Origin of the sequence: Streptomyces sp. NPDC007189 (assembly GCF_040703635.1) — a bacterium.
GTDB lineage: Bacteria > Actinomycetota > Actinomycetes > Streptomycetales > Streptomycetaceae > Streptomyces.
On record NZ_JBEYEY010000006.1, the window covers coordinates 217,618 to 240,852 of the forward strand.

24 protein-coding genes and 3 pseudogenes are annotated in these 23,235 nt (G+C 72.4%); 10 read left to right on the top strand and 17 right to left on the bottom strand.

What is annotated here, in order from left to right; translation table 11 throughout:
• Positions 1-74: 74 nt before the first annotated feature.
• From AB0950_RS15190 to AB0950_RS15200, 3 genes are all read left to right on the top strand, one after another.
• A complete protein-coding gene (locus AB0950_RS15190; RefSeq protein ID WP_366778679.1) occupies positions 75-770 on the top strand; it encodes a DUF2293 domain-containing protein in 696 nt (231 codons plus the stop codon).
• Positions 771-931: 161 nt separating this feature from the next.
• The gene (locus tag AB0950_RS15195) at positions 932-1,411 is read left to right on the top strand and encodes an anthrone oxygenase family protein (protein ID WP_360150372.1); all 480 of its coding nucleotides are present in this window, start codon (positions 932-934) and stop codon (positions 1,409-1,411) included.
• Between the two features lie 187 nt (positions 1,412-1,598).
• Positions 1,599-3,086, top strand: a complete 1,488-nt coding sequence (locus AB0950_RS15200) for a glutamate synthase subunit beta (protein WP_360150369.1) — start codon at positions 1,599-1,601, stop codon at positions 3,084-3,086.
• Positions 3,087-3,112: 26 nt separating this feature from the next.
• On the opposite strand, the pseudogene AB0950_RS15205 reads toward AB0950_RS15200, so the two are convergent.
• The 3 genes and pseudogenes from AB0950_RS15205 to AB0950_RS15215 all read right to left on the bottom strand — a co-directional run.
• A pseudogene (locus tag AB0950_RS15205) lies at positions 3,113-3,273 on the bottom strand (SAM-dependent methyltransferase); the annotation flags it as partial.
• A gap of 68 nt (positions 3,274-3,341) precedes the next feature.
• Positions 3,342-3,596, bottom strand: a complete 255-nt coding sequence (locus AB0950_RS15210) for a DUF397 domain-containing protein (protein ID WP_071375516.1) — start codon at positions 3,594-3,596, stop codon at positions 3,342-3,344.
• Positions 3,597-4,457 carry a helix-turn-helix transcriptional regulator gene (locus tag AB0950_RS15215; RefSeq protein ID WP_360150364.1) on the bottom strand — a complete coding sequence of 287 codons (861 nt, stop codon included), beginning with the start codon at positions 4,455-4,457 and terminating at the stop codon, positions 3,597-3,599.
• 213 nt (positions 4,458-4,670) lie between these two features.
• Between AB0950_RS15215 and AB0950_RS15220 the strand changes: the two are divergent.
• A pseudogene (locus tag AB0950_RS15220) lies at positions 4,671-5,282 on the top strand (ATP-binding protein); the annotation flags it as partial.
• Between the two features lie 419 nt (positions 5,283-5,701).
• Positions 5,702-6,091, top strand: coding sequence for a hypothetical protein (locus AB0950_RS15225; RefSeq protein ID WP_360150979.1), 390 nt, complete (start codon positions 5,702-5,704; stop codon positions 6,089-6,091).
• Between the two features lie 103 nt (positions 6,092-6,194).
• On the opposite strand, the gene AB0950_RS15230 is transcribed toward AB0950_RS15225, so the two are convergent.
• The 5 genes from AB0950_RS15230 to AB0950_RS15250 all read right to left on the bottom strand — a co-directional run bounded on the left by AB0950_RS15230 (position 6,195) and on the right by AB0950_RS15250 (position 11,820).
• Positions 6,195-6,371: a hypothetical protein gene (locus AB0950_RS15230; RefSeq protein WP_360150361.1), complete on the bottom strand. Its 177-nt coding sequence runs from the start codon at positions 6,369-6,371 to the stop codon at positions 6,195-6,197.
• 153 nt (positions 6,372-6,524) lie between these two features.
• Positions 6,525-7,196: a DUF899 domain-containing protein gene (locus AB0950_RS15235; protein WP_360571372.1), complete on the bottom strand. Its 672-nt coding sequence runs from the start codon at positions 7,194-7,196 to the stop codon at positions 6,525-6,527.
• A 127-nt stretch (positions 7,197-7,323) separates the two neighbouring features.
• Positions 7,324-8,490 carry a cytochrome P450 gene (locus AB0950_RS15240; RefSeq protein WP_366778680.1) on the bottom strand — a complete coding sequence of 389 codons (1,167 nt, stop codon included), beginning with the start codon at positions 8,488-8,490 and terminating at the stop codon, positions 7,324-7,326.
• A gap of 166 nt (positions 8,491-8,656) precedes the next feature.
• The gene (locus tag AB0950_RS15245) at positions 8,657-10,795 is read right to left on the bottom strand and encodes an FUSC family protein (protein WP_366778681.1); all 2,139 of its coding nucleotides are present in this window, start codon (positions 10,793-10,795) and stop codon (positions 8,657-8,659) included.
• A gap of 209 nt (positions 10,796-11,004) precedes the next feature.
• Positions 11,005-11,820: a nucleotidyltransferase domain-containing protein gene (locus tag AB0950_RS15250; protein WP_360571378.1), complete on the bottom strand. Its 816-nt coding sequence runs from the start codon at positions 11,818-11,820 to the stop codon at positions 11,005-11,007.
• Between the two features lie 197 nt (positions 11,821-12,017).
• On the opposite strand from AB0950_RS15250, the pseudogene AB0950_RS15255 reads away from it, so the two are divergent.
• Positions 12,018-12,350: pseudogene (locus AB0950_RS15255) on the top strand (RidA family protein); the annotation flags it as partial.
• Between the two features lie 81 nt (positions 12,351-12,431).
• Positions 12,432-12,887, top strand: a complete 456-nt coding sequence (locus AB0950_RS15260; protein ID WP_360150973.1) for a GNAT family N-acetyltransferase — start codon at positions 12,432-12,434, stop codon at positions 12,885-12,887.
• Between the two features lie 333 nt (positions 12,888-13,220).
• On the opposite strand, the gene AB0950_RS15265 is transcribed toward AB0950_RS15260, so the two are convergent.
• Positions 13,221-13,943: an aspartate/glutamate racemase family protein gene (locus AB0950_RS15265; protein WP_366778682.1), complete on the bottom strand. Its 723-nt coding sequence runs from the start codon at positions 13,941-13,943 to the stop codon at positions 13,221-13,223.
• Between the two features lie 5 nt (positions 13,944-13,948).
• Positions 13,949-15,406 (bottom strand): NCS1 family nucleobase:cation symporter-1, encoded by a 1,458-nt coding sequence (locus AB0950_RS15270; RefSeq protein WP_360150346.1) that lies wholly within the window; start codon positions 15,404-15,406, stop codon positions 13,949-13,951.
• A gap of 212 nt (positions 15,407-15,618) precedes the next feature.
• On the opposite strand from AB0950_RS15270, the gene AB0950_RS15275 reads away from it, so the two are divergent.
• Positions 15,619-16,302 carry a GntR family transcriptional regulator gene (locus tag AB0950_RS15275; protein WP_360571380.1) on the top strand — a complete coding sequence of 228 codons (684 nt, stop codon included), beginning with the start codon at positions 15,619-15,621 and terminating at the stop codon, positions 16,300-16,302.
• Between the two features lie 133 nt (positions 16,303-16,435).
• Here the strand turns inward: AB0950_RS15275 and AB0950_RS15280 are convergent, their stop codons facing one another.
• Positions 16,436-17,131 (bottom strand): uracil-DNA glycosylase, encoded by a 696-nt coding sequence (locus AB0950_RS15280; RefSeq protein ID WP_366778683.1) that lies wholly within the window; start codon positions 17,129-17,131, stop codon positions 16,436-16,438.
• A 140-nt stretch (positions 17,132-17,271) separates the two neighbouring features.
• Between AB0950_RS15280 and AB0950_RS15285 the strand changes: the two genes are divergently transcribed.
• Complete coding sequence (locus AB0950_RS15285) at positions 17,272-18,060, top strand: RNA-binding S4 domain-containing protein (protein WP_360150337.1); 789 nt, start codon at positions 17,272-17,274, stop codon at positions 18,058-18,060.
• A gap of 436 nt (positions 18,061-18,496) precedes the next feature.
• On the opposite strand, the gene AB0950_RS15290 is transcribed toward AB0950_RS15285, so the two are convergent.
• The 3 genes from AB0950_RS15290 to AB0950_RS15300 all read right to left on the bottom strand — a co-directional run bounded on the left by AB0950_RS15290 (position 18,497) and on the right by AB0950_RS15300 (position 20,748).
• Positions 18,497-18,946 (bottom strand): DoxX family protein, encoded by a 450-nt coding sequence (locus AB0950_RS15290; RefSeq protein WP_360150334.1) that lies wholly within the window; start codon positions 18,944-18,946, stop codon positions 18,497-18,499.
• 112 nt (positions 18,947-19,058) lie between these two features.
• Positions 19,059-19,742, bottom strand: coding sequence for a class I SAM-dependent methyltransferase (locus tag AB0950_RS15295; RefSeq protein ID WP_360150331.1), 684 nt, complete (start codon positions 19,740-19,742; stop codon positions 19,059-19,061).
• 61 nt (positions 19,743-19,803) lie between these two features.
• Positions 19,804-20,748 carry an acyltransferase domain-containing protein gene (locus AB0950_RS15300; RefSeq protein WP_366778684.1) on the bottom strand — a complete coding sequence of 315 codons (945 nt, stop codon included), beginning with the start codon at positions 20,746-20,748 and terminating at the stop codon, positions 19,804-19,806.
• Positions 20,749-20,834: 86 nt separating this feature from the next.
• Between AB0950_RS15300 and AB0950_RS15305 the strand changes: the two genes are divergently transcribed.
• On the top strand, positions 20,835-21,131 hold the full coding sequence (locus AB0950_RS15305; RefSeq protein WP_360150325.1) for a DUF6343 family protein: 297 nt from the start codon (positions 20,835-20,837) through the stop codon (positions 21,129-21,131).
• A 38-nt stretch (positions 21,132-21,169) separates the two neighbouring features.
• On the opposite strand, the gene AB0950_RS15310 is transcribed toward AB0950_RS15305, so the two are convergent.
• Genes AB0950_RS15310 through AB0950_RS15320 form a run of 3 tightly spaced genes read right to left on the bottom strand, consistent with a single transcriptional unit; the run spans position 21,170 to position 23,208 of the window.
• Positions 21,170-21,550: a tetratricopeptide repeat protein gene (locus AB0950_RS15310; protein WP_361984234.1), complete on the bottom strand. Its 381-nt coding sequence runs from the start codon at positions 21,548-21,550 to the stop codon at positions 21,170-21,172.
• A 50-nt stretch (positions 21,551-21,600) separates the two neighbouring features.
• Entirely contained in the window at positions 21,601-22,224 is a 624-nt protein-coding gene (gene coaE / locus AB0950_RS15315; protein ID WP_360150319.1) for a dephospho-CoA kinase, read from the bottom strand.
• Positions 22,225-22,269: 45 nt separating this feature from the next.
• Positions 22,270-23,208: a PAC2 family protein gene (locus tag AB0950_RS15320; RefSeq protein WP_360150316.1), complete on the bottom strand. Its 939-nt coding sequence runs from the start codon at positions 23,206-23,208 to the stop codon at positions 22,270-22,272.
• Positions 23,209-23,235 lie beyond the last annotated feature (27 nt).

A 23,235-nucleotide genomic window follows, 5' to 3' on the forward strand; every position in this document is an offset into this window, starting at 1 on the left:
GAGGTGAGGGCAGAGATGAGGAAGGACTAGGCACGGCGTGGGAGGGGCGGGCGGCGGCGGGGAAAGTACCGCGTATGGCGCTTCCCTCAACTCCCCACTCCCCCGGTCGCCTTCTCGTCATCCAGGCGCAGAAGCCCAAGCGGTGCGCCGCTTGCCGGCGCGGGCCGCTGTCGCTGCTCGTGCTGGAGGACGGGGCTCCGCGCTGCCTGGACTGCGCGGACCTGGGGCACCTGGTGTTCCTGCCGCGCGGGGAGACCGCGTTGACCCGCAGGTCGCGGGAGGAGAGCGGGCTGTCGGTCGTGGTGGTGCGGTTCAACCGGCGCAAGAGCCGTTACGAGCGGCAGGGCGTGCTCGTGGAGGAGGCGGCGCTGGCTCGGGCCGAGGCCCGTTGTCTGGCGGACGCGGAGGCGCGGCGCAGGCGACGGGCACGGGACGCACGGCGCCGGGCGGCGGAGGACGAACGGTTCGCGGCGGCGTTCGCGGCCGAGATCCTGCGGCTGTTTCCCGGCTGCCCCGCCGATCGCGCACAGGCCATCGCGGCGCACGCGTCCGTTCGGGGCAGCGGACGGGTCGGGCGCAGCGCGGCCGGGCTGGCGCTGTCGGAGGGGGCGGTGGTGTCGGCGGTCGTGGCGGCCGTACGGCACGTGGACACGCCGTACGACCAGCTGCTGATGCGCGGCGTGCCGCGGTACGAGGCACGGCGCCGGATCGCCCCGGCGGTGGAGAGCGTGCTGCGGGGCTGGCAGAACCCCGGTGCGGACGTCGGCTGAGGAGCGAACGGACACCGGCTGAGTGAGAGGGGGCGGAAACAGGCCGCGGGGGCGGAGACGCGAGCGTGCGTCGGCTGCGTTCGCCAAGCCTGGCCGGAGCCTGCTCCCCGAGGGGATGCCGGCGTGTATGGGGTGGGACGAGACAGGATGGGGCGTGGGAGATGATCGACGGGCCGTTCTTCGTGCTGGTCGTGGTGGGGATTCTCGGTACCGGGCTGATGGCCGGGGTTTTCTGCGCCTTCTCGGCCTTGGTGATGCGGGGGCTCGCCGCGCTGCCGCCGGCGCAGGGCGTCGCCGCGATGAACGCGATCAATGTCGCCGCGGTGCGGCCCGTCTTCATGACGGTGTTCACGGGTTCGGCGGTGCTGAGCGCGATGATCGCGGTGGTGACGTTCGTGGTGTGGCCGGCCGACGGCAAGATAGAACTGCTGCTGGGCAGCGCGCTGTATCTCTTCGGCGCGTTCCTGCTGACGATCGCCGCCAACGTCCCGCGCAACGAGCGGCTGGCCCGGCTGACCCCGGGCGCGCCGGAGGCCGCCGTGTACTGGCCGGCGTATGTGCGGGAGTGGACGTTCTGGAACCACGTCCGTACGGCCGCCGCCGCGGCGGCCGCCCTGGTCTACCTGCTGGCCCTCGCCTGACCGCCGGGTACGCGTCCCGGTCCTGACCGGCCCCGGACAAACGCCGGGAAAGCGCTGGCAGCCACTCTGCGCGGCCGTCGGCGCGGACGTATCGTGGCCGAAAGGGTGCCGAAGGATGCCGCCCGATGACGTACGGCCGGTCGTACACGCGGTGCCCGCGCGGTCTCCGTACGCGAGGAAGACGACCATGGCCGATCCCAAGGGGTTCATCACCACGCCGCGCCAGGAGTGGCCGCGGCGGCCCGTCGAGGAGCGGGCGCGGGACTGGGACGAGGTGTACGTCCCAGGAGCGCTGCTGCCGATCATCAGCAAGCAGGCCGACCGGTGCATGGACTGCGGCATCCCGTTCTGCCACCACGCCTGCCCGCTGGGCAATCTCATCCCGGAGTGGAACGACCTGGTCTCGCGGGAGGACTGGCGGGCGGCGAGCGACCGGCTGCACGCGACGAACAACTTCCCCGAGTTCACCGGCCGGTTGTGTCCGGCGCCCTGTGAGGCGGGGTGCGTCCTGGCGATCAACCAGCCGGCCGTCACCATCAAGAACGTCGAGTGCGCGATCGCCGACCGGGCCTGGGAGGAAGGTTTCGTCCCGGCCTCGCCGCCCGAGCGGCTGTCCGGGAAGACGGTCGCCGTCATCGGCTCCGGGCCCACGGGACTGGCCGCGGCACAGCAGCTGACCCGGGCCGGGCACACGGTCGCCGTCTATGAGAAGGACGACCGGATCGGCGGGCTGATGCGATACGGGATCCCCGCGTTCAAGATGGAGAAGCGGCATCTGGAGCGGCGGATCGAGCAGATGCGCACCGAGGGGACGAAGTTCCGTACGTCGACCGCCGTCGGGCGGGATGTCGGGGCGGCGGAGCTGTGCGGACGGTACGACGCCGTCGTCATTGCCACGGGAGCCACGGCGTGGCGGGAACTTCCGGTGCCGGGCCGGGAGTTGAACGGGATACACCAGGCGATGGAGTATCTGCCGCTGGCGAACCGGGTCTGTGAGGGGGATCTGGAGGTTTCACCGCTGTCCGCGGCCGGCAAGCACGTGGTGATCGTCGGCGGCGGGGACACCGGAGCGGACTGTCTGGGGACCGCGGTGCGCGAGGGGGCCGCGTCCGTGACCCAGCTGGACATCTACGCACAGCCGGGCACCGAGCGCGACGAGGACACCGAGCCGTGGCCGACGTACCCGAAGCTGTACCGGCTGTCGGCCGCGCACGAGGAGGCGCGGGACCTGCGTACGGCACCGGCGGCGGACGCGGACGCGCGGCTCTTCGCGGCGTCAACGCTCCGTTTCACCGGGGACGACAGCGGGCGGGTGCGGTCGCTGCACCTGGTGGGCGTGGACGCGGCGCGGCGCCCGGTGCCGGAGAGCGGGCGGACGCTGCCCGCCGAGCTCGTGCTGCTCGCTCTCGGGTTCTCCGGGCCGGACCAGGAGGACGGGCTGATCGGCCAGTTGGGGCTGGCGCTGCAACCGCGCGGCACGATCGCCCGGGACGACGGTTTCGCCACCAATGTGCCCGGGGTGTTCGCCGCCGGGGACGCGGCGCGCGGGCAGTCGCTCATCGTCTGGGCGATCGCGGAGGGACGGGCGGTGGCGGCGGCCGTCGACCGCTATCTGACCGGGAGCTCGCAGCTGCCGGCCCCGGTCTCGCCTCGGGATCGGCCCATGCGGGTTTAGGCGGGGCCGGCGTTTCCCATCGTGAGGGCGATCTGGTGCGGGTTCGGCTCGGTCGGTGTGCCGGTGCCGATGTGCAGGAACTGCCGTACGCCCTGGGGAGCGAGCCATCAGGTGGGGCGGCGATGGACACGCGGTCGACGCGGGCCTGCACGGGCACACGGGGACCGAGGGCCGGCATCCGCCGGCCCTCCAGAATGATCAAGTCGGTGCCATGATGAGGAAGTCGAGCGAGTAGCAACACACGGGCAAGTGGGGTCAGGAGAGCAGGAAGTCGGCCTCCCCCGCCTTGGCGCCTTCTATGAACGCGGTCATCTCGTCCGTGGTGTAGATCAGCGCCGGCCCGTCCGGGTCGGTGGACTGGCGTACGGCGATCCGGCCGTCGGCCAGCTTCATCGCCTCCAGGCAGTTGCCGCCGTTGCCGCCGCTCCAGGGCTTGTGCCAGCCCTCGCTGCCCAACTCCCGCGCGGGCATGCCGTTGTACACGTGTCCGCGCGGCGTGATGCGATCCATTCACAGCTCCTTGCGGAGATCCCGGAGGATCTCCTTCGTGCGTTGTGCCGTAGCGGCCTGTGCCGCCATGCGGTCCATGACCTCGAGATGGGTCGCCACCTCGGCACGCGCGTCCAGGTAGACGGCGCCGGTCAGGTACTCGCTGTAGACCATGTCCGGAAGCTCCGGCATGGCGAATCGGAACAGCACGAAGGGCCCGTACGTCCCCGGGTGCGGCCCGCTCTCGAACGGCACGACCTGGAGCGTCACCTGGGGCAGCTTCGTGACCTCGAGCAACTTGTCGATCTGCGCGCGCATCACCTCCGGAGAACCGACCGGGCGGCGCAGGGCGGTCTCGTCCATCACCGCCCAGAAGCGGGGGGCGTCGGGACGGGTGAGCAGTTCCTGGCGCTGCATGCGCAGGGCGACGTGCCGCTCGATGTCCTCCGGGCTGGTCTGGCCGATGGCGCCGGACTTGAGCACACCGCGCGCGTAGTCCTCGGTCTGGAGCAGGCCGGGGACGAAGTGCGGCTCGTAGGAGCGGATCAGGCCGGCCGCGCCCTCGAGGCTGACGTACATCGAGAACCAGCCGGGCAGGATGTCGTGGAAACGCTGCCACCAGCCGGGCTTGTTGGCCTCCTCGGCCAGCTGGACGAAGAGTTCGGCCTCGTCGTCGGGTACGCCGTAGGCCTTCAGCAGCAGTTGCAGGTACGGGATCTTGAGGGCGACCTCGGCCATCTCCATGCGGCGGACGGTGGCGGGCGCGACGCGCAGCACACGGGCGGCTTCCTCGCGCTTCAGCCCGGCACGTTCCCGGAGGTCCAACAGGCGGCGCCCGAGGACGACTTGCCCGACCGTCGGCGCGGACCGCGGCTCGCTCACGCTCTCACCTCCACCGGCTGCCTCTGCCTCTGCCTCTGCCGGACGGTTCTGACAGACGTTCCCTGACAGGCCTGCGGCGCCATTCGAAGATGCATTCGAAGACCTGGGCGGTCTCCGGTGCTCCCAATTGGCGCCGCTCGACGTGCTGTTGCGAGCAGTGTGCCACGGCCCCTGACCGAGTCACACAGCACTCTGCAATTTTCAGAGTGACACTTGCCAAGTGTTCACGGCGGGGAGATAGTGGCAAGCGTGATTCCGTCCGCGCCCTTAGGAACAGACGCCGCCGCAGACCGGTCCGGTCTTGGCGCCGATGGCGGTATCCCCGCGCGAGCCGGTTCGAGAGCAGGGCAGGGAGCAGCCCCCGAAAGGGGCGCTGCCGAGCGCCGGTTCCGCTTCGAACTGGCCGCGCATCCGGGTTCCGTCGCCCAGGCCAGACGCCTCGCGCACGCCCGGCTGACCCGCTGGTCGGTATGCGCGGACACCTGCGACAGCGCGGCCCTGGTCATATCCGAGCTGGTCACGAACGCGATCGTGCACACCGCGAGCAGCCGTGTGGTGTGCGAGCTGCACGACCAGGTCGACACCGTGCGCATAGCCGTACGTGACGAAGGCTGTGCTCCGGGCGAACCCCACCCGTCCCCGCAGCGCCCCGAGGAGGAGCACGGGAGGGGACTGCTTCTCGTCGACGCCCTGTGCCTGTCCTGGGGCGCCCAGGAACAGGGCCCCGGACTGCTGGTCTGGGCCGAGCTGGCGCGCCGGACGGACGCGGCCGACGACACCGCCGCTCCGCGGGGCGACCTGGGCTGGGGCGCCCGCCCCAAGCCGGACCGCCCTGACGACCCCGACGAGGACGACTCTCCGGAGGGCCGGCAAGACGCCGGGCACGTCAGCCATCACGCACCTGAGCACCACCACCAGCACCGCCAAGGAGCATCGGAGCCTCACCGACACCGGCTCCTGGACCGCCCGCCGCACCAGCCTCCGCACCGGGGCGCTGACCAGCATCGGGGCGGCGAGCACCGGCCTGAGCAGCAGCGGATCCCCGACCAGCATCGCATGGGGGATCACACTGGCGATCACCGCCACGACCAGCAGCGCGCCGGGGAGCGTCCGTGACCGGCGGCCATGGCCCTCGCGGCTACGACCCCCGATGCCATGACTCCGGCTGCGGCTCCCACCAGCAGGACGTCACCGGTACCCCCGGTGCGGGTGTCGTCGGCCAGGGCTCCGAGCGGTCTCTCGGGCTGGACACCCTGGTGCGGCTGCAACGGCGCCGGTCCGCCCCGGACGCGCCCCGCAGGCTCACGGTCCCGGAAGGCATGACCGTGCCGCTCGGCTGTGACGCCGTGGCGGTGCCCGACCGGCTCGGTCCGCTCGTCGTACCCCGGCTGCCCCGGCTGGGCTGTGTGTACGCCGACGGCGCCCGCTGGTGGTGGATCGTCCCCTCGGACTCCGACTACGCCCTGCCCTGGCCGTCCCCGGCCCACTACGCCCCCGGCGCCCTGGTCACCGGCGCCGCCCGGCTCATCCACCGCCCCGAGGGCACAGTCCCGTACACCCCGCCGATCCCGCTCTACCTGGCCCTGTGCCGGGTGACCGGGACGACCCCGGACTGGTCTCGCGCGGCCTCCTAGCGTTGGCACCGGCCGCGCTGACCTTGAGTCAGGGCTGGCCGAGCCTGGCCGTACGCCCCGTCACGCCGAGCAGATCACCGCGCGGCCGACCGCGCCGGTTCGCTCACTCCGCGGCCTCGGTCCCCCGCACGATGACGAGGAACGCGTCCGTCGCGAGGTCCATGACGACCTCGGCGGGCAGGCCTTCCTGACGCCGTGCCTGCGCGAACTCCTCCGCGGGCCAGGATCCCCGCGGACCACCGGCGGGAAAGCGTTCGAGCACCGTTCGCCCGTTCACCATCTCGCACCTCCAGAAAGCGTCGTACTCGTAGGAGTTAACGCTCTGGAGAAGGGAAACGGCTCGCTCAGTGACGGGACTGAGACATTACCTACACCCGTTCGGGGCGGACCGTGAGGGTCCGTTCACTTTGTGGCACGATGCGCACGCTCGGTGTCAGTGGTAGTACTCATCGTGCAGGCGCAGCCGGTCGCTTCCGGACGGGTTGCGGCCGAGCGGTGTGAGGTCGAGCAGACCCGCGAGGGTGCCGAGCCCGTGCAGGCCGCCCAGTCCGTCCAGGTGGTCGTCCGCGTCGCCGTACACCGAGTAGGTGTGGAAGACCCGGTCGTGCTCGCGCAGGAAGCAGCTGATGCCCGGACGGTCGGCCAAGCCCTGGTCCGTCACCACGGTGGCCTCCAGGTCGAGGTTGAAGTCGCCGTGGGAGGAGGAGTACCAGGGCACCGTCCAGCCCATGCGCGCCTTGAACGGCAGGATCCTGGTGAACGGCGCCCTCGAGACGGCCGCGAACGAGGTGTTCCGGGCGCGCAGATGGGCCAGGTGGCCGACCTGGTCCAGGAAGGCCGAGCAGCACGCGCAGCCGCTCTCCCGCTCCGGGGCGAACACGAAGTGCTGCACGACGAGCTGGGACCGGCCCTCGAAGAGGTCCAGGAGAGTGGCCTTGCCGTCACCGCCCTCGAAGACGTACTCCGGGTCGACCTCGACCATGGGCAGCCGCCGCCGCTCCGCGCCGAGCACCTCGCGCGCCCGTCTGACCGCCTCTTCCTTGCGCAGCAACTCCTCGCGCGCCGCGCGCCACTGCTCACGAGAGACGATCTCCGGAAGCGACATGGGCCCTCCTGTCCGACGGTCGGTTCCAGGTGCTGACCGTCGCGGGCAGCGGAACTCATCGCCGGACGCGAAGATTTTTTTCGACACAACCTTCAGCTCGGCACGGCCCTCGGTTCGGCACGGCCCCTCAGTAGGTCACCGGCAGGGCCCGCAGCCCCCGGGCCCGCATCGACGGCCGCCAGCGCAACTCCCCTTTCGCCAGGGCGAGATCGGGGAAGCGCTCCAGCAGGGCCGCGAGGGCGATCTCCGTCTCGGCGCGGGCCAGCGGGGCGCCCAGGCAGTAGTGGATGCCGTGGCCGAGGGCGAGATGGCCGGAGGCGTCGCGGGAGAGGTCGAGGCGGTCGGGATCGGGGAAGCGGGCGGGGTCGCGGTTGGCGGCGGACAAGGACACCCACACCGTCTCCCCGGCCGGCACGGTCACGCCGGAGATCGTCACGTCCTGAACCGCGAAGCGCCGGATGCCGAACAGCGCCGGCCCCTCGTAACGGGTCAACTCCTCCACCGCCGCCGGGAGTCGCGTCAGGTCCTCGCGCAGGGCGGCGAGCTGGTCCGGGTGCTGGAGGAGGGCGAGCACGGCGTTGCCGATGAGCTGGACCGTGTTCTCGTATCCCGCGAAGAGGATGAGGAAGGCCAGCGACATCAGTTCGTCCTCGTTGAGCCGGTCGCCCTCGTCGCGTACGGCGATCAGATCGGAGAGCAGGTCGTCGGCGGGCTGCTCGCGCTTGGCGGCGAGGAGACGCGTGAAGAAGCCGAGCATCGCCGCCACCGCCTCCCGACCGGCCTCGGGGCGTGTGGGATCGGGTGCGATGAGGGTGTCGGTCCAGATCCGGAAGTCCAGTCGGTGCTCCTCCGGCACGCCGAGCAGGTCGCAGATGACGGTGATCGGCAGCGGCGCGGCGTACGAGGCGATGAGGTCGGTGCCGCCGTGCGGGCCGAGCGCGTCCAGGAGGCGGTCGGCGGTACGGCGGATGGGCTCGCGCAGGTGCTGGATCCGGCGCGGGGTGAAGGCGCGGCCGACCAGGCGCCGGATCCGGGTGTGGTCCGGCGGGTCCATGTTGAGGAGGTTGGCGTCGAGGGCGGGCGGCAGCGAGAAGCCCTTGTAGGCGCCGGGGGTGGCGTGCCGCTTGTCGAGCGAGAGCCGCGGATCGGCGAGCGCGGTCCGGACGTCCTCGTACCGGGTGACCAGCCAGGCGGGAGTGCCGTCGGGACCGGTGATGCGTTGCACGGGAGCGGTGTCGCGCAGCCGCCGGTAGACGTCGTAGGGGTGCGTGATGAGACCGTCCGCGAGATCCATGACGGTCAGCCTACGGCGACTCAGCTGCCGCGTTCCTGAAGGCGCCGCCCGTGCCCACGCGTCGGCGCCGTGCCGCCAACTCACGTACAGCAGAGCATACTTCGGCGGCCGACCCCGGCCGTACTGCGTCCGAGGAGCCAGCGGTGACGAGGAGGCCGCCGGAGCGTCAGACAGGGACCGCTGTACGGCCGTGCGGCGGCACCTCGACTCCCTGGATCCGCAAATCGGCCAGCGCCTCCCGGAGTTGCTCGACGTGCCGGGACGTGAGCCGGCCGGTGTCGTCGAGGTGTACGGCGCAGGCGGTGGTCGTGTCGACAAGTCGCTCCAGGACGTCCGCGACGGCGTCCGTGCCCGCGGTGTGCCGGGCCAGGGCGGGCAGTTCGGCGGCGGCGAGCGCGATGGCGGTACGGGCCTCGGCGAGGGTCCGGTAGGCCTCGCGGCGCAGCGCCCACCGCTCGGCGCGGTCGCCGGACTCCCCTGACTCCCCTGACTCCCCGGATTCCCCGGATTCCCCGGACTCGCCGAGGACGTGCGCGAGATAGGCGTGCGCGGCGTTCCCGGCCGTGGCGAGCCGCGCGCGTACCCCGCCGCCGCGCTGCCCCGGCATCGGCAGATGCCCGACGACCAGCACGAGCGCGCAGGCCAGCAGGGTCTCCCCGATCCGGCTGACGGAGGCCTGCGGCTCGCCGCCGGCCATGACCAGGGCGAGGACGAGGACGGTGACGACGGCCGTCAGCGCGGCGAAGTGCCGGGTGGCGACCGGGACGAGCGCCCCGCACACCGCGACCAGCGCGATCAGCCCCGCCGGCCGGGGCAGCAGCGCGGCGAGCCCGGCGAACACCAGGGCGCCCAGCACGGTCCCGGCGGCCCGGCACAGCACCCGGGAGGCGAGCGGACCGAGGTCGGGCTTGACGAGGAAGACGGCGGTGGCGGGCATCCAGTACCAGTGCTGGTGCTGGCCGTACCAGCGGGTGTGGTGCAGCGCCTGGGCGATGGCGGCGCTGGCCCCGAAGCAGAGGGCGACCCGCATCCCGTACTCGCGCCCACCACTGCCGAACACGGCGCGCAGCGCGCCCCGGAGACCCAGGCGCCGGGTGAGCAGCCGCCGTTGGGCGCCGTTCCCCCGGTCGAAGGCCTCGGCAGCACACAGCAGGGCGTCGTCGAGGGCACGGAGGGCGGGGGCGAGGGGGGTGCCGGCGGGATGGTGGCTCGCGGGGTGAGGACGGCTCACCTGGGCCTGACCCTCGTAACGAACGCGGCCCTCGTTGCCCTGGCCCTCGTAGCGAAGGCGACCCTCGTGGCCCTGGCCCTCGTAGCGAACACGGCCCTCATGCTGCTGTGGGTGGTTTCCGCCGGCGGAGTGGCCCGCGGCGTGGTGGGGAGGCCTGCCGATCCGGCGCAGGCGTGGGCCGGGGCGACGGGTGTGCGGGACGGGTGGGGCGGGGAGTGGGCCGGCGGCGGTGTCGGCGCGGACGGCGGCGGCGAGGCGCCGGGGACCCTCTGCGGCCCGCGCCGGGACCGGCTCCCCCACCCAGAACAGGGCGGTGGCGGCCTCGGCGAGGGGCAGCGCGGCCGCGTACCGGGCGTGCAGCCGGCGCTCGGCGGCGGAACTTGCGTACCGGCGCAGCCGGGGCCCGGCGAGGGCGTCCTGGGCGTGGTCGAGAGCGGCGGTGAGCGCGGCCCGCCGTGCGGTGGCCTGCGCCCCGCCCACGGCCTCGACCAGCGCGGCGATGGCGTCGTACACGCCGGCGACCGCCTCCCGCTCCCCGTCGAACCGGAAGTCCCCGGCGAGCGCGCCGGGCGTGGGCAGGGCGAGCCGCAGCAGAAGCAGCCAGCCGGCTCCGGCGAGGAAGGCGAGGGCCTGCTGCCCGCCGCTCTCGGCCGCCGGCATCCCGGCGCCGATCGCGGCGCCGACGAGCAGGTGCGTGCCGGCGGCGGAGGCGGCGGGCCCGACCACGCTGATGCCGCCGGCGACCAGGCCGAGCGCGGTGAGCACGAGGGTGAGCGGTACGGCGGCCAGCCCCTGCCCGGCGTACGTCCCCGCGAGCAGCCCGACGGCGCCGGCGAGCGCGGGCACCCCGAGCCGCCGCACGGAGGCGCGCCGGCTGCCCGGCCGGTCGTTGATCCCGGCGAGCATCGCTCCGATGGCGGCGAGCACGCCCAGAGGCGTCCGCCCGGCGAGCACACCGGCGAGCAGCAGCGGCCCGCAGCCGAGCACACCCCGGGTCACCGCGCTCCAGGGAACGGGACCACGCTGCGCGCGCAGGGCATGGGCGAGCCAGAGGGGTACGGCGGACCGGGACACGGGCCTCCTGTCGTACGCGGGCGGGGTGTTCCTCGCTTCGGACGACGGCGGCCGGGTGGCGGTACTTCCACGGTACGGGGCGACGGGGCGAGGGACGGGGCACTCACGTTTCGCCCGTGTGAAAGGTGCGGCGCAGGCCGTTTTCTCAATGAACGCAACGCGGCGATTCTTCGCAATCGCCTTTTTGACCGTCTTTGCGACTGCCGTTCTCAGCGCTGGTTTCGGCCGTCTGTGTGGCCGTCCTGCGCACCCGGGGCAGCGAATCGCTGGGAACGCGACGCGCCGACGATCCGCTCGGCCTGGGTGACGGCACGGACCAGCGCATCGGGTTCCCCGCGCAGGGCGGCCACCACGTCGTCGATCTCCCGCAGTCCGGCCCGTTCCAGCAGGCGCTTCTCGTTCGTCACCCACTCGCCGCGGGCCGCGAGCACCCCGTGGGCGGCTTGGGCAGCGGCCGTGGCGATGCAGCCGGCGGTCTCGGTGAGGCGGCCGTGCGGAGCGTGGTTGTGCCGGGCGTAGTGCAGGGTGGCGCGGGCGGTGCCGTGCCAGCGCTCGGCGGCGGTGACGCGCAACCGGGCCGGGTAGCCGGCCGGGCGGGGCAGGGTGCCGCTGAGCACATGGTTGACGGCGAGTTCGGCCACGACCAGATAGCTGGGAATTCCGGCGAGATGGAAGAGCAGTGGCTCCACCCGGAAGCGTCCCGCCTCCGCCTCCGCCAGTTCGTGCTCGACCACGTCCAGGTCCCGGTAGTGGACGTCGACCCGGCGCCCGTCGATCGTCAGCCAGGCCCCGCCGTTGAAGACCCCGCCGCCCCAGCCGCCGACCTCGGAGACCTCGCCCTCCCAGCCGACGGCGCGCAGGTCGTCCGGGTCGAAGGGGCCCCGGTAGTAGACCGCCAGGTCCCAGTCGCTGTCGGGGCGGTGGGTGCCCTGGGCGCGGGAACCGCCCAGAGCCACCGCCCTCACCGTGGGAAGAGCGGCCAGGCGGTCGGTGACGTTCCGGAGGAAGTCGGTGTCGTCGGTCATGGGTCTCATGGGAGCGCCCGGCGCCGTCGTACGGCCACCCGTTTTTCTCGCGCCTCCGCTTCGCCGGCCACGGCCGTTGTCCGTGGCGTGCGGTAGGTGTTCCGTCGGTGGATGTGCCTGAGAATTCGGATGCGGGTGGGCTGGAGAGGAGCCATCATCGGGAAGTTGCTCACTGCCGTCACCGGGGGACAGTCCTCATGATCCAGCGCGTCACCGTTCCGGCCCTCTTCCCGCCACCCACCTATTCCCACGCCTCGGTGGTCGAGGCCGGCACGAAGCTGGCCTTTCTCGCCGGGGCCGTGCCGCTGGACGAGAAGGGGGAGATCGTCGGGCCGGGTGATCCGGTGCGGCAGGCGGAGCAGGTGATCGCCAACCTTCGGGAGCAACTGGGCGCCGTCGGGAGCGACTTGGCGCATGTGGTGGCGACGGAGGTGTACGTCGTGAGCAGCGAGCGCGCGGTGCTGTCCGCGGTGTGGGAGGTCGTGGAGGCCTCCGGGTTGAGTGCGGGGCCGCACTCGTCCACGCTGCTCGGTGTCGCCTGCCTCGGTTACACCGGGCAGCTGGTGGAGATCACGGCCACCGCGGTGGTGCCGGAGCGGGAGGGGGACTTCATGCCGGGTGACGTCGTGCTGCGCCGGGCCGTGGCGGCGGACGCGGCGGCCGCCGCCGATGTGTATCTGCGGTCCTTCCGTGCCGCCCTGCCCACCGTCGTCCGGCCGCGTACCGACGACGAGGTGCGGGCGTACATCCGGGACGTCGTCGTGCCGCTGCGCGAGACGTGGGTGGCGCAGGCCGGTGACGGAACGATCGTCGGGCTGATGGTGCTGGACGGCGAGTTGCTGTCGCAGCTCTATCTGGGCCCCGAGTGGCGGGGGCGCGGCATCGGCGACCGGTTCGTCGCGCTGGCCAAGGAGCGCTGTCCGGGCGGGCTGACCCTGTGGACCTTCCAGGTCAACAAGCCCGCTCACCGCTTCTACGAGCGCCATGGATTCACCGCCGCCGAGTTCACCGACGGCAGCGGCAACGAGGAACGGGAGCCGGACGTGCGGTACGTCTGGCGCCCGTGAGGGGCGCAGCAGGCCTGCGCCCCGCCCCGAGCGACGTCCAGTGCCCGTGGGCGGCGCAGCAGGCGTAAGCCCCGCCCCGAGCGTCCAGCGCCTGTGGGCAGCGCAGCAGACGTGCGCTCCGCCCCGAGCGACGTCCGTCGCCCGTGCGCGGCACAGCAGACGTGAGCCCCGCCCCGAGCGACGTCCAGTGCCCGTCGGCGGCGCAGCAGGCGTGCGCTCCGCCGAGCGACATCCGTTGCCCGTGCGCGGCGCAGCAGGCGTGGGCCCCACCTCGAGCGTCCAGCGCCCGTGACCGGCACGGCACGGCACGGCACGGCACGTGTGCGGGCCGGCTCAGCGTGCCGGGTGGCCCCATCTCCTCTCCTTGGGCAGCGGCGGCTGGTAGCTGCCCGCGCGGCTGGTGGTCAGGTCCAGGGCGACCAGGGACTCGGCGAGCTTGACCGCCGCCGCCACGCCGTCGACCACGGGCAGCCCGAGCTTCTCCCCCACCGTCCGCTGGAGTCCCGTCATCCCGGCGCAGCCCAGGACGAGAACCTCGGCGCCGGCGTCCCGGGCCCGCTCGGCCGCTGCGAGGAACGCCGTCTCGGTGCGGCCGGGATCGGCGGTGAGGTCGAGGACGCCGAGGCCGGTGCCGACGACGGCGGCGCAGTTCCGGGCCACACCGGCGGTCTCCAGGCTGTCCTCGATCTGGCCGCAGGATCGGTCGAGGGTGGTGACGACGCCGTAGCGGCGGCCGAGGAGGCAGGCGAGGTGGGCGGCCGCCTCCGTGATGTCCACGACCGGGACGTCCACCAACTCCCGTACGCCCTCCCGGCCGTGCTCGCCGAACCCGGCCAGGACGACGGCGTCGTACGCGGGGCCGTCGTACGTGCGCAGGGTGTCCAGGACGGCGGCCGCGGAGAGATAGCTGTCCAGCCAGCCCTCTGCGGACGCCGGGCCCCAGGCGGGGGTGAGACCGGTCACCGTGGTGCCGGGGCCCGCGGCGGCCCGGGCGCCGCGGACGATCTCCTCGGTCATCTCCTGCGTGGTGTTGCAGTTGGTGACGATGATCCGCACGCCTGTCAGGCCTCCTTCACCGACATCACGCGCTCCCGGCGGCCCAGCAGCGCGTACAGGGCGGCGGCGAGCGCGGTGCCGATGAACCAGGAGTACGGCGCGACGTCGCTGAAGCTCTTCACCAGCGCGACCACGGCGGCGACCGCGGCGGAGGGCAGGAAGGCCCACAGCGCCCTCGGGTTGACGCCCCTGCGGTAGTGGTACGGGGTGCCCGGGCGCGCGTCGAACAGTGCGTCGAGGTCGACCCTGCCGCGCTTGACCCAGTAGTAGTCGACCATGATCACGCCGAACAGCGGGCCGAGGAAGGCGCCGAGGCCGCCGAGGAAGTAGTTGACGACCGTCGGGTTGGAGAAGAGGTTCCAGGGGGTGACGACCAGCGCGGCCACCGTGCTGATCATGCCGCCGATCCTGAAGGTGATCTTCTGCGGCCAGACGTTGGCGAGGTCGTACGCCGGTGAGACGAAGTTGGCGACGATGTTGACGCCCATGGTGGCGACCGCGAACGTGAACGCGGCGATCACGAGCACCCAGGTGTTGCCGACCTTGGCGACCAGTTCCGCGGGGTCGGTGATGGCCTGCCCGAACGCCTTCAGCGAGCCGGCCGTGACGATCACCGACACCACGACGAAAGCGGTGGAGTTGATGGGCAGGCCCCAGAAGTTGCCGCGCCGGACGGTCCGGTCGTCGGGCGCGAAGCGGGAGAAGTCGCAGAAGTTGAGCATCAGCGTGCCGTAGGTGGCGAGGATCAGGCCGATCGCGCCGAACCACTGCCGCCACTGCTCGCCCGTGGACACCGGGTGCGGGGTGGAGGTGAGCGAAATGCTCCAGTGGGCCTTGGCGAGGACCCACAGCGCCAGCGCGATCATCACGAGCCAGATCGCCGGGCCGCAGAAGTCCTGGAACTTCCGCACGGCCTCCATGCCCTGTCTGATGATCAGCGCCTGGAGCAGCCAGAGCGAGACGAAGGAGATCCAGCCGAGCGCGTCCAGGCCGAGGAAGGAGTGGTGGGTGAGGGATTCCAGGCCCGGCCAGGCCGCCAGCAGCATCACGTTGACGGCGACGGAGGCCAGATAGGTCTGGATGCCGTACCACATGATGGCGATCACGGCCCTGATCAGCGCGGGGATGTTGGCGCCCCAGACGCCGAAGCTGATGCGGCTGACCACCGGGAAGGGCACGCCGTGGCGCTGGCCGATCCGGCCCATCCGGTTCATGCCGGCGTAGATGAGCACGAAGCCGACGAGCAGGGAGGTGAAGACCTGCCAGACGTTCATGCCGAGGACCAGCAGGCCGGCGGCGAAGGTGTAGTTGCCGAGGTTGTGGACGTCGGACATCCACATGGCGAAGAGGTCGAAGACCTTCCAGTTCCGCTGTTTCGCGGGGGCGAGGTCCTCGTTGACGAGGCGGGGGTCGGGGGCGAACGCGGGGGCGCCGGTGGCTTCGGCGCGGTCGGCGAGGGACACGGGGCCTCCTGAACGGGGGACGAAGGGGCCATACCGCAGGAACTCGGACGGACCATCGGCGGGCAAGCCGATGGAGCGGCAGCGTCAGGCACGAGAGCGAGGCGCGTTTGGTATACCAAACTGCGGACATGGTGCCGTCGTCAAGCGTTCGGACCGATGTCGTTGCCGTTACGGCCCCGTAAAAGTCCCCTCGCGTCGGCGAAGATGGGCGCATGACGAAGATCGAACCCCTGGGCGCGGTGCGCGAGCGGGTCCTGGCGAGCCTGCGGGAGGACATCATCGCCGGGCGCCTCGCCCCCGGCGACCGGCTCGTCGAACGGGAACTCGCCGAGCGCTTCGGCGTTTCGCGGGTGCCGGTGCGGGAGGCGATCCGCGCACTGGTCGCCGAGGGCTTCGTCCTCTTCGAGTCCGCCCGCCGTACGGTCGTACGCCGGCTGACCCCGACCGACGTGCGGGAACTCTTCGAACTTCGCGAGGCGTTGGAGGTGTACGCGGCGGGGCTGGCGGCGTCCCGGGTGACCCCCGAGGCCCTGGCGGAGTTGCGGGACCTGCTCGACCAGGCGGCACGGGCGACGAAGGAGGGTGACGCCGAGGCGATCACGGACATCAACACCCGCTTCCACGACCGCATCCGCGCCCTGGCCGGCAACAGCCTGCTGATCTCGGTCATGGAACCGGTCGACGGCCGCCTGCGCTGGCTCACCCGGCGAAACGAGGAGTGGCCCCAACTCCTCACCGAACACCGTGAGTTGTACGACGCCATCGCCTCCGGCGATCCCACCCGCGCCCGCACCCACGCCCTCGCCCACGTCCGCGCCAACTACCGCTCGACGGTACGGCACCTGTTCGGCGAGGAAACGAGGGACGGGGACGGCGCTACGGCCGACGGCGGCTGAGCCGACGGGGCTGAGGGGCGGGGTTCGGGCGGCTGAGGCGAGTGGGGGCAAGGCCAACGGGGCCGAGGGGCCGTTTCCGGCTGCGGAGCCGGCGGCCGAAGGGGCGGCGTCCCTGCCGGCGGACGAGTGGCGGTCAGCGGAGTCCCGCCGCCTTCGCCGCCGTGCCCAGTACCTCGCGGAGCATCTCCGCGGTGAGCCGGCCGGTGAAGGTGTTGCGCTGGCTGACGTGGAAGCAGCCGAAGAGGTCGAGGCCGTCCAGGGCGACTCGGGTGCCGTGGGCGAAGACCGGGCGGGGCCGGGGCACGCTCCAGCCCGCCTCGCTGAACGCGGGCAGCGCGGCCTGCCAGCCGAAGGCGCCGAGCACGACCGCGGCCTTCAGCGTCGGCCGCAGCAGCCTCAGCTCCTGCACCAGCCAGGGGCGACAGGTGTCGCGCTCGCCGGGGGTCGGCTTGTTGGCGGGCGGGGCGCAGTGCACCGGCGCGGTGACCCGGACGCCGTACAGTTCCAGCCCGTCGTCGGCAGTGACGGAGGTGGGCTGCGAGGCGAGACCCACGTCGTACAGCGCCTGGTAGAGCACGTCTCCGGAACGGTCGCCGGTGAACATCCGCCCGGTGCGGTTGCCGCCGTGCGCGGCGGGGGCCAGCCCGATGATCAGCAGCCGGGCGTCGGCGGGACCGAAGCCGGGTACCGGCCGCCCCCAGTACGTCCAGTCGGCGAACGCGGCCCGTTTCGTCCGCGCCACCTCCTCCCGCCACTCGACCAAGCGAGGACAGGCCCGGCACTCCGCGACACGCCGGTCGAGCCGATCGATGGCGCTGCTGTCGTCCATACGGCCACGGTATGCCCCATCGGCTCGGGTGCACGCGGGGCCCAGGGGCACCGACGCGCAGATCAGTGGCCCTGCCGTATCCCTCACCCCCTGGAAAAACGCCTCCGGCTCACGCCGCCCGGAGAGTTAAGGTCGGGGGCATGGCTTCCGAGGATGCGGACGAGAACGTGAACCGTGGGACCGGTGGACCGGACGGGCCCGGCCCCGCCCAGGACGCCGAGGATTCCCATGGCTCCGGCGCCTCCGCCGCCGAGCAGGCCGTCGATCCGAAGATCGCCGCCGCTGTGGCCGCCGCCGAGGCCGCGGGGCCCGGCAAGGGCGAGACGGTCCGGATCGACAGCTGGATCTGGGCCGTGCGCCTGATCAAGACGCGGTCCCTGGGCGCGACCGCCTGCCGGGGCGGTCACGTCCATGTGAACGGCGAGCGGGTGAAGCCCGCCTACTCCGTGCGCGTCGGCGACGAGGTACGGCTGCGGCACGAGGGCCGCGAGCGTGTCGTGATCGTCAAGCGCCTCATCCGCAAGCGGGTTGGCGCCCCCGTGGCCGCCCAGTGCTACATCGACAACTCGCCTCCGCCGCCGCCCCGCGAGGCCGTCGCCCCCGCCGGCATCCGTGACCGAGGCGCCGGCCGCCCCACCAAGCGCGACCGCCGCGAGATGGAACGCCTCCGCGGCCTCGCCGGCCCGGGCCTTCCGGGCGGCCTCCCGGCGTTCGGCTCCCCCGGAGACCTCAGCGGTTTCGGGGGACCCGGCGCACCGAGCGGCTCCGGGGGCCGGGGCGGCTCCGAGTCGGGCGCCCGCGGCAGGTCCGGCGGTAGCGGCAGGTCCGGCGGAGGCAGCGGATCCGGCGGGTCCCATGGAGTCGGCAGGTCCGGCAGGCGGGGTGGCTCCGGCTCCGGTGGAACCACCGGGCGCCCTCGAGGACGCTGACCGAGGCGGGGCCCCGCTGAGACCGCCCGAGAGCAGCGAAGCCTTGACCGGATAGAGGCCGACCGAGAGCAGCGAAGCTTCGACCGGACAGACACCGGCGCCGTCGGCCGAGGCCCCCTGCCCCGCCAGTCGCTCACACCCCGACACCGCCAGCCGGACCGCCTCCACGACCCGGCGGGACCCGGACACACACCGACACCGCCAGCCGGCTCCCTCCACGACCGGGCGGGACCCAGACACACCGGCACCGCCGGCCGGCTCCCCGCCCGCCCCCGCCAGTCGATGTCCATGGCGGTCCGCAGGGCCAGCGACGCCGCCTCACCCCAGCGCATCACCCCAGGCACCTCCACGACCCGGCGGTCCCCCGACACACACCGACACCGCCGGCCGGGCCCCCTCCCGCCCAGCCGGTCGGTGCCGATTCCGGTCCGCGGGGTCAGTGGCGGCGTATCAGTCGCACCAGTTCCGCGTTGTGCTCGCGTCGGGTCCAGGCGATCAGGGCGAGCGGCACTATGAGGATCAGCGGGGTCGCGGCGTTCTGCCCGGCGAAGGCCGTGAGCTGGACGATGAACGCGCCCACCATCAGCGCGCTGAGCGCGATCGCCGCGACGGACTGCAGCACGGGGATCAACAGGGCGACGGCTCCGGCGAGTTCGAGCGCGCCGATGGTGTACATGGCCCCACTGCCCCAGCCGATCTTGTCGAAGGCCTCGACGGCCGACGGGTGGGCGATGAGCTTGGGCAGCGCGCTCGCGATGCCGTAGAACAGCGCGAGCAGCACCTGTACCGTCCGCAGCGCGACCCGGGCCGCGCGCCTGCGGCCGCTGCGGGAGCCGCTGGAGGTGACGGAAGCGGTGTGGGCGACGGGAGCGGTGGACTCGGACATGAGGGTCTCCTGGGGAAGCGGTGCCGATCGTCGATTGCTGTCACCGAAGTAGACGGCGCACGGTCCGGGAACTCATCGCTCCGGCGGGCACCTTCTCCGACCGCGTGCCCGCCTACGTCCCCGGCACCGCACGCACCCACATCCGGTCGGGTGTCAGATAGGTGTCCACCTCCAGCCCCGCTTCCTCCAGTGCCGACTCGAACTGTTCCCTGGTCAACGGGCGGGACAGGAACGTCTGGGTCCACCGTGCGTCCGGGAAGACGTACTCGACGTGGACCGAGTTCGCTCCGTTCCCGAGCGGCTCCGCCGAGAGCACCCGTACCGTGAAGCCGCTCGGGTCGGCCCGCTCCCGGGGCACGTTCGTGTGGTAGTCCTCGCCCTCGCGCTGGATGAGCACACAGCCGTCCTTCGCCACGTGCCGGGCGCAGGTGCGCAACAGGCCTCTGCGCACCTCCTCGTCACCCGCGTGCACCAGGAACGAGGCCAGCATCACCACGTCGAACTCCTCGCCGTCCAGGTCCAGTTGCTCGATGGGGCTGCATATCGTGCGCGCCCCGCGGACCCGGCTGAGCATGGCGGCGGACTCGTCCACCGCCGTCACCGTGAACCCGCGCTCGATCAGGGCGTGCGTCATCCGGCCCACTCCGCTGCCCAGCTCCAGGATGTGCGCCCCGGCCGGTACCGCCGCGGCGATGATGTCCGGCTCCTCGCCCACCGGCAGCCGCTCGTACAACTCGACCGCGCAGCCGTCCGGGGTGATCGCACCGGGTCCCGTGCCCTCATATCCTTCACGCATCTCGACCGTCATGCCCGGACAACGGCCGGTCCCCGCACAGCCGTTCCCCTCCGCCGCTAGTTCACTCGTTCGAGTGAGGCGGGGCTGACCGGTGCTGTTCGTCCGGGAACGGGAACCAGCCATGCCCGATGTACCAGTGGCCGCCGGCCCGCAGATGGTCCCCCACGGCCCGCTCCACGGCGGTGCGCCGGGGCAGCTCCGCGACCGGCAGGTCGGGGTCGCCGAAGACGAACTGGACGGGTTCGGCGTCGGACGGCTCGGTGTCCTCGCGGGCGACGCGGAAGCGGTCCTGGAAGCGGATGATGTTGGAGTCGGCCGGCAGGTACCGCTTCAACTGCGGGTCCAGCAGCCAGGAGTGGCACAGCGCGGCGACCGGCCGCTCCTCGGGAAAGTGCCGGGCGAAGAACTCCCGGGCCCACGCCAGGGAGCGGTCGCAGGCGGACGGGGTCAGCGGGCCGTGGAAGTCGGGGATGTGCAGGTTCAGACAGGGCGTGCCGGGCACCACGTCCAATCCGGCCGCGGAGATCACCGCTGACGTGCGCTGTCCGTGCCGCGCCCGCTCGAACTGCAGCCGGCCCAGCTGGTACAGCTCGCCGCGGAAGTGCCGCACCAGCCAGCGTCGTGACTGCACACCGGTCGTGCCGTGCCGTCTGCGGTGCACCGCCATGTGACGGCCCAGGTCGGCCAGGGAGCGCCGGGACACCTCGGCCGGGATGCCGCGCTCCCGGTGTTGGGCGAGGGTGTGCGGGACGGCGGCGACGAAGACGTACACGGGGAAGATGCCGGCCAGCTCGGCGGGTGCCGCCTCGAAGAGTTCGGTCAGGTCGGGGGTGCGGCCGGTGTCCTCCGGGTCGCGGAACAGTTCCTCGACGCACTCCTCCAGGAGTCTCAGTGCCCCCGGATCACCGGACATCCGGCGCCGCCCGGCCACCAGTGCGTTGATGTCCTCGTGCGGCACGGCCAGGTCGAGGAGCAGTTCGGGCAGGTCGTCGGCGTCCGGCAGCACTGGTTCCCCCTTCGACGAACGGCGGACGAGCGCCGTTGGTGAGCGTCGTCCTCGAAGAGTACGGTGCAGGGAGGAGTGGTGATCCGATGCGTACGGGCAGTGAACCGGCGACCGCGCGCAGTGCTCTGCGGGCGCGGCTCTGGCTGTGCGTGTGGGGCCTGGCCTGGGCGGTCTTCGGCACGGCGGCGTTCGCGCTCCTCGGGCGCCCCGGCTGGGCGGCTGCCTGCGGGGTGCTGTTGCTCGTGGTCACCGTGGACATGACCATGGTGCTCCGGCACATCCGGCAGGGCCCGCACTACCAGCCGGGCCGCGACGTCCCGCCCTACCGCCCGCCGGACAACAGCCCACCGCTCCCGCGCCCACCCAGACATCGGCATCCGTGACCGACCCGGCGCCCAGAGCGACGCTCGTCGGTGGCGGCTCAGTCGTCGAAGCGGGCCGCCTTCAGGTACTGCGGGTTCGGGTCCAGCGCGGCCGCCAGCCGGAAATGACGTTTGGCCTGGTCGGGGCGGCCCTGACGTTCGTAGGTGCGGGCCAGGGCGAAGTGCGCGAACGCGTTGTCCGGCTCGCGTTCCAGGACGACCGTGAATTCCAGTTCGGCGGGCCGCAGTTGCGCCGCGGCGAAAAACGCACGCGCGCGCAGCAGCCGGGCCGCGGTGTTCTCCGGGTGCGCGGCGATGACTCCGTCGAGCAGCTTCACCGCACCCCGCGGGTCCCGCGAGTTGAGCAGATGCTCGGCTGCGCGGAAGTCGATGACATGCGTCTCCGGAGTACGTCCGGTCGAACCGCTGGTGTCGGGCACGGCAGAGTCCTTCCCTCACTCCACCCGTTCAACGCCCGCGGAGAGGGCCGCTATTCCGAGGCCCGTTCTGCTGAGTCCTCGCGCGCCCGCCGTACGAGGTCCTCCCACACCTCCGCGACGCGCTTGCGCAGCGTGTCCAGCGGAACGTCGTTGTCGATCACGATGTCCGCGATCTGTCTGCGCTGCTCACGGGTCGCCTGGGCGGCCATACGCGCGCGTGCGTCCTGCTCCGTCATCCCGCGCAGCCGGACCAGCCGGTCGAGCTGGGTCTCGGGGCTCGCGTCCACGACGATCACGAGGTCGTACAGCGGTGCCAGGCCGTTCTCGGTGAGGAGAGGTACGTCGTGGACCACCACGGCGTCGGGGGCCGCGGCCTCCTCCAGCTCGCGCGAACGGGCGCCCACCAGGGGGTGCACGATCGAGTTGAGGACGGCGAGTCTCTGGGGGTCGGCGAAGACGATCGAGCCGAGCTTGGGCCGGTCCAGGCTGCCGTCGGCGGTGAGGACGTCCTCGCCGAAGGCGTCCACCACGGCGGCGAGACCCGGCGTGCCCGGCGCCACGACCTCGCGCGCGATGCGGTCCGCGTCGATCAGCACGGCCCCGTGCTCCACGAGCAGCCGCGACACCTCGCTCTTGCCGGCGCCGATCCCACCGGTCAGGCCCACTTTCAGCATGAGCGCCAGCTTAGGCTCTGCCACTGACAGCGGGACCGGCGGAGGTCAGTTGTCGCCCTCGCGCTCCGCCAGGAACCGCTCGAACTCGCGCCCGATCTCGTCGGCCGACGGGATGTCCACGGGCTCGGCGAGCATGTTGCCCCGGGTCTCGGCGCCCGCCGCGGCGTCGTACTGGTGCTCCAGGCCCTGGACGAGCGCGGTCAGCTCCTCGTCGCCCTCCCGGATCTGGCGGTCGATCTCCGTCTGCGTGCGGTACGCGTCCGTGCGCAGCGAGTGGGCGACCGTCGGCAGCACCAGCCCGGTGGCGGCCGTGACGGCCTCCAGCACGGTCAGCGCGGCGTCCGGGTACGGAGAGCGGGCGATGTAGTGCGGGACGTGCGCGGCGACGCCCAGGACGTCGTGGCCGGCCTCCATCAGGCGGTACTCCACCAGCGCCTCGGCGCTGCCGGGCACCTGGGCCTCCTCGAAGGGGCTGCGGTGGCCGGGGACGAGGTCGGTGCGGTTGCCGTGCGGGGTGAGGCCGACCGGGCGGGTGTGCGGGACGCCCATGGGGATGCCGTGGAAGTTCACGGACAGGCGGACGCCGAGCCGCTCCACGATCTGCCGTACGGCCGCCGCGAAGCGCTCCCACTCCACGTCCGGCTCGGGGCCGGACAGCAGCAGGAAGGGGGCGCCCGTGGTGTCCTGGACGAGGCGGACCTCGATGGCCGGGAGCTCGTAGTCGGTCCACCGGTCCCGCTTGAAGGTCAGCAGGGGCCGGCGGGCACGGTAGTCCACGAGCCGGTCGTGGTCGAATCGGGCGACGAGCTGGTGGGGCAGTGAGTCGAGCAGCCGGTCGACGATCTGGTCGCCGGTCTCGCCCGCGTCGATGTATCCGTCGAAGTGGTAGAGCATGACAAGGCCGGCCGATTCCTGGGCGAGCGCCATGTCCACCACGGCGAGGCCCTTCGGCTCCCATGCGTACAAACCCTGCGGATCAAGCACTGTGACCGCTCCTCCTCGTGTTCGACA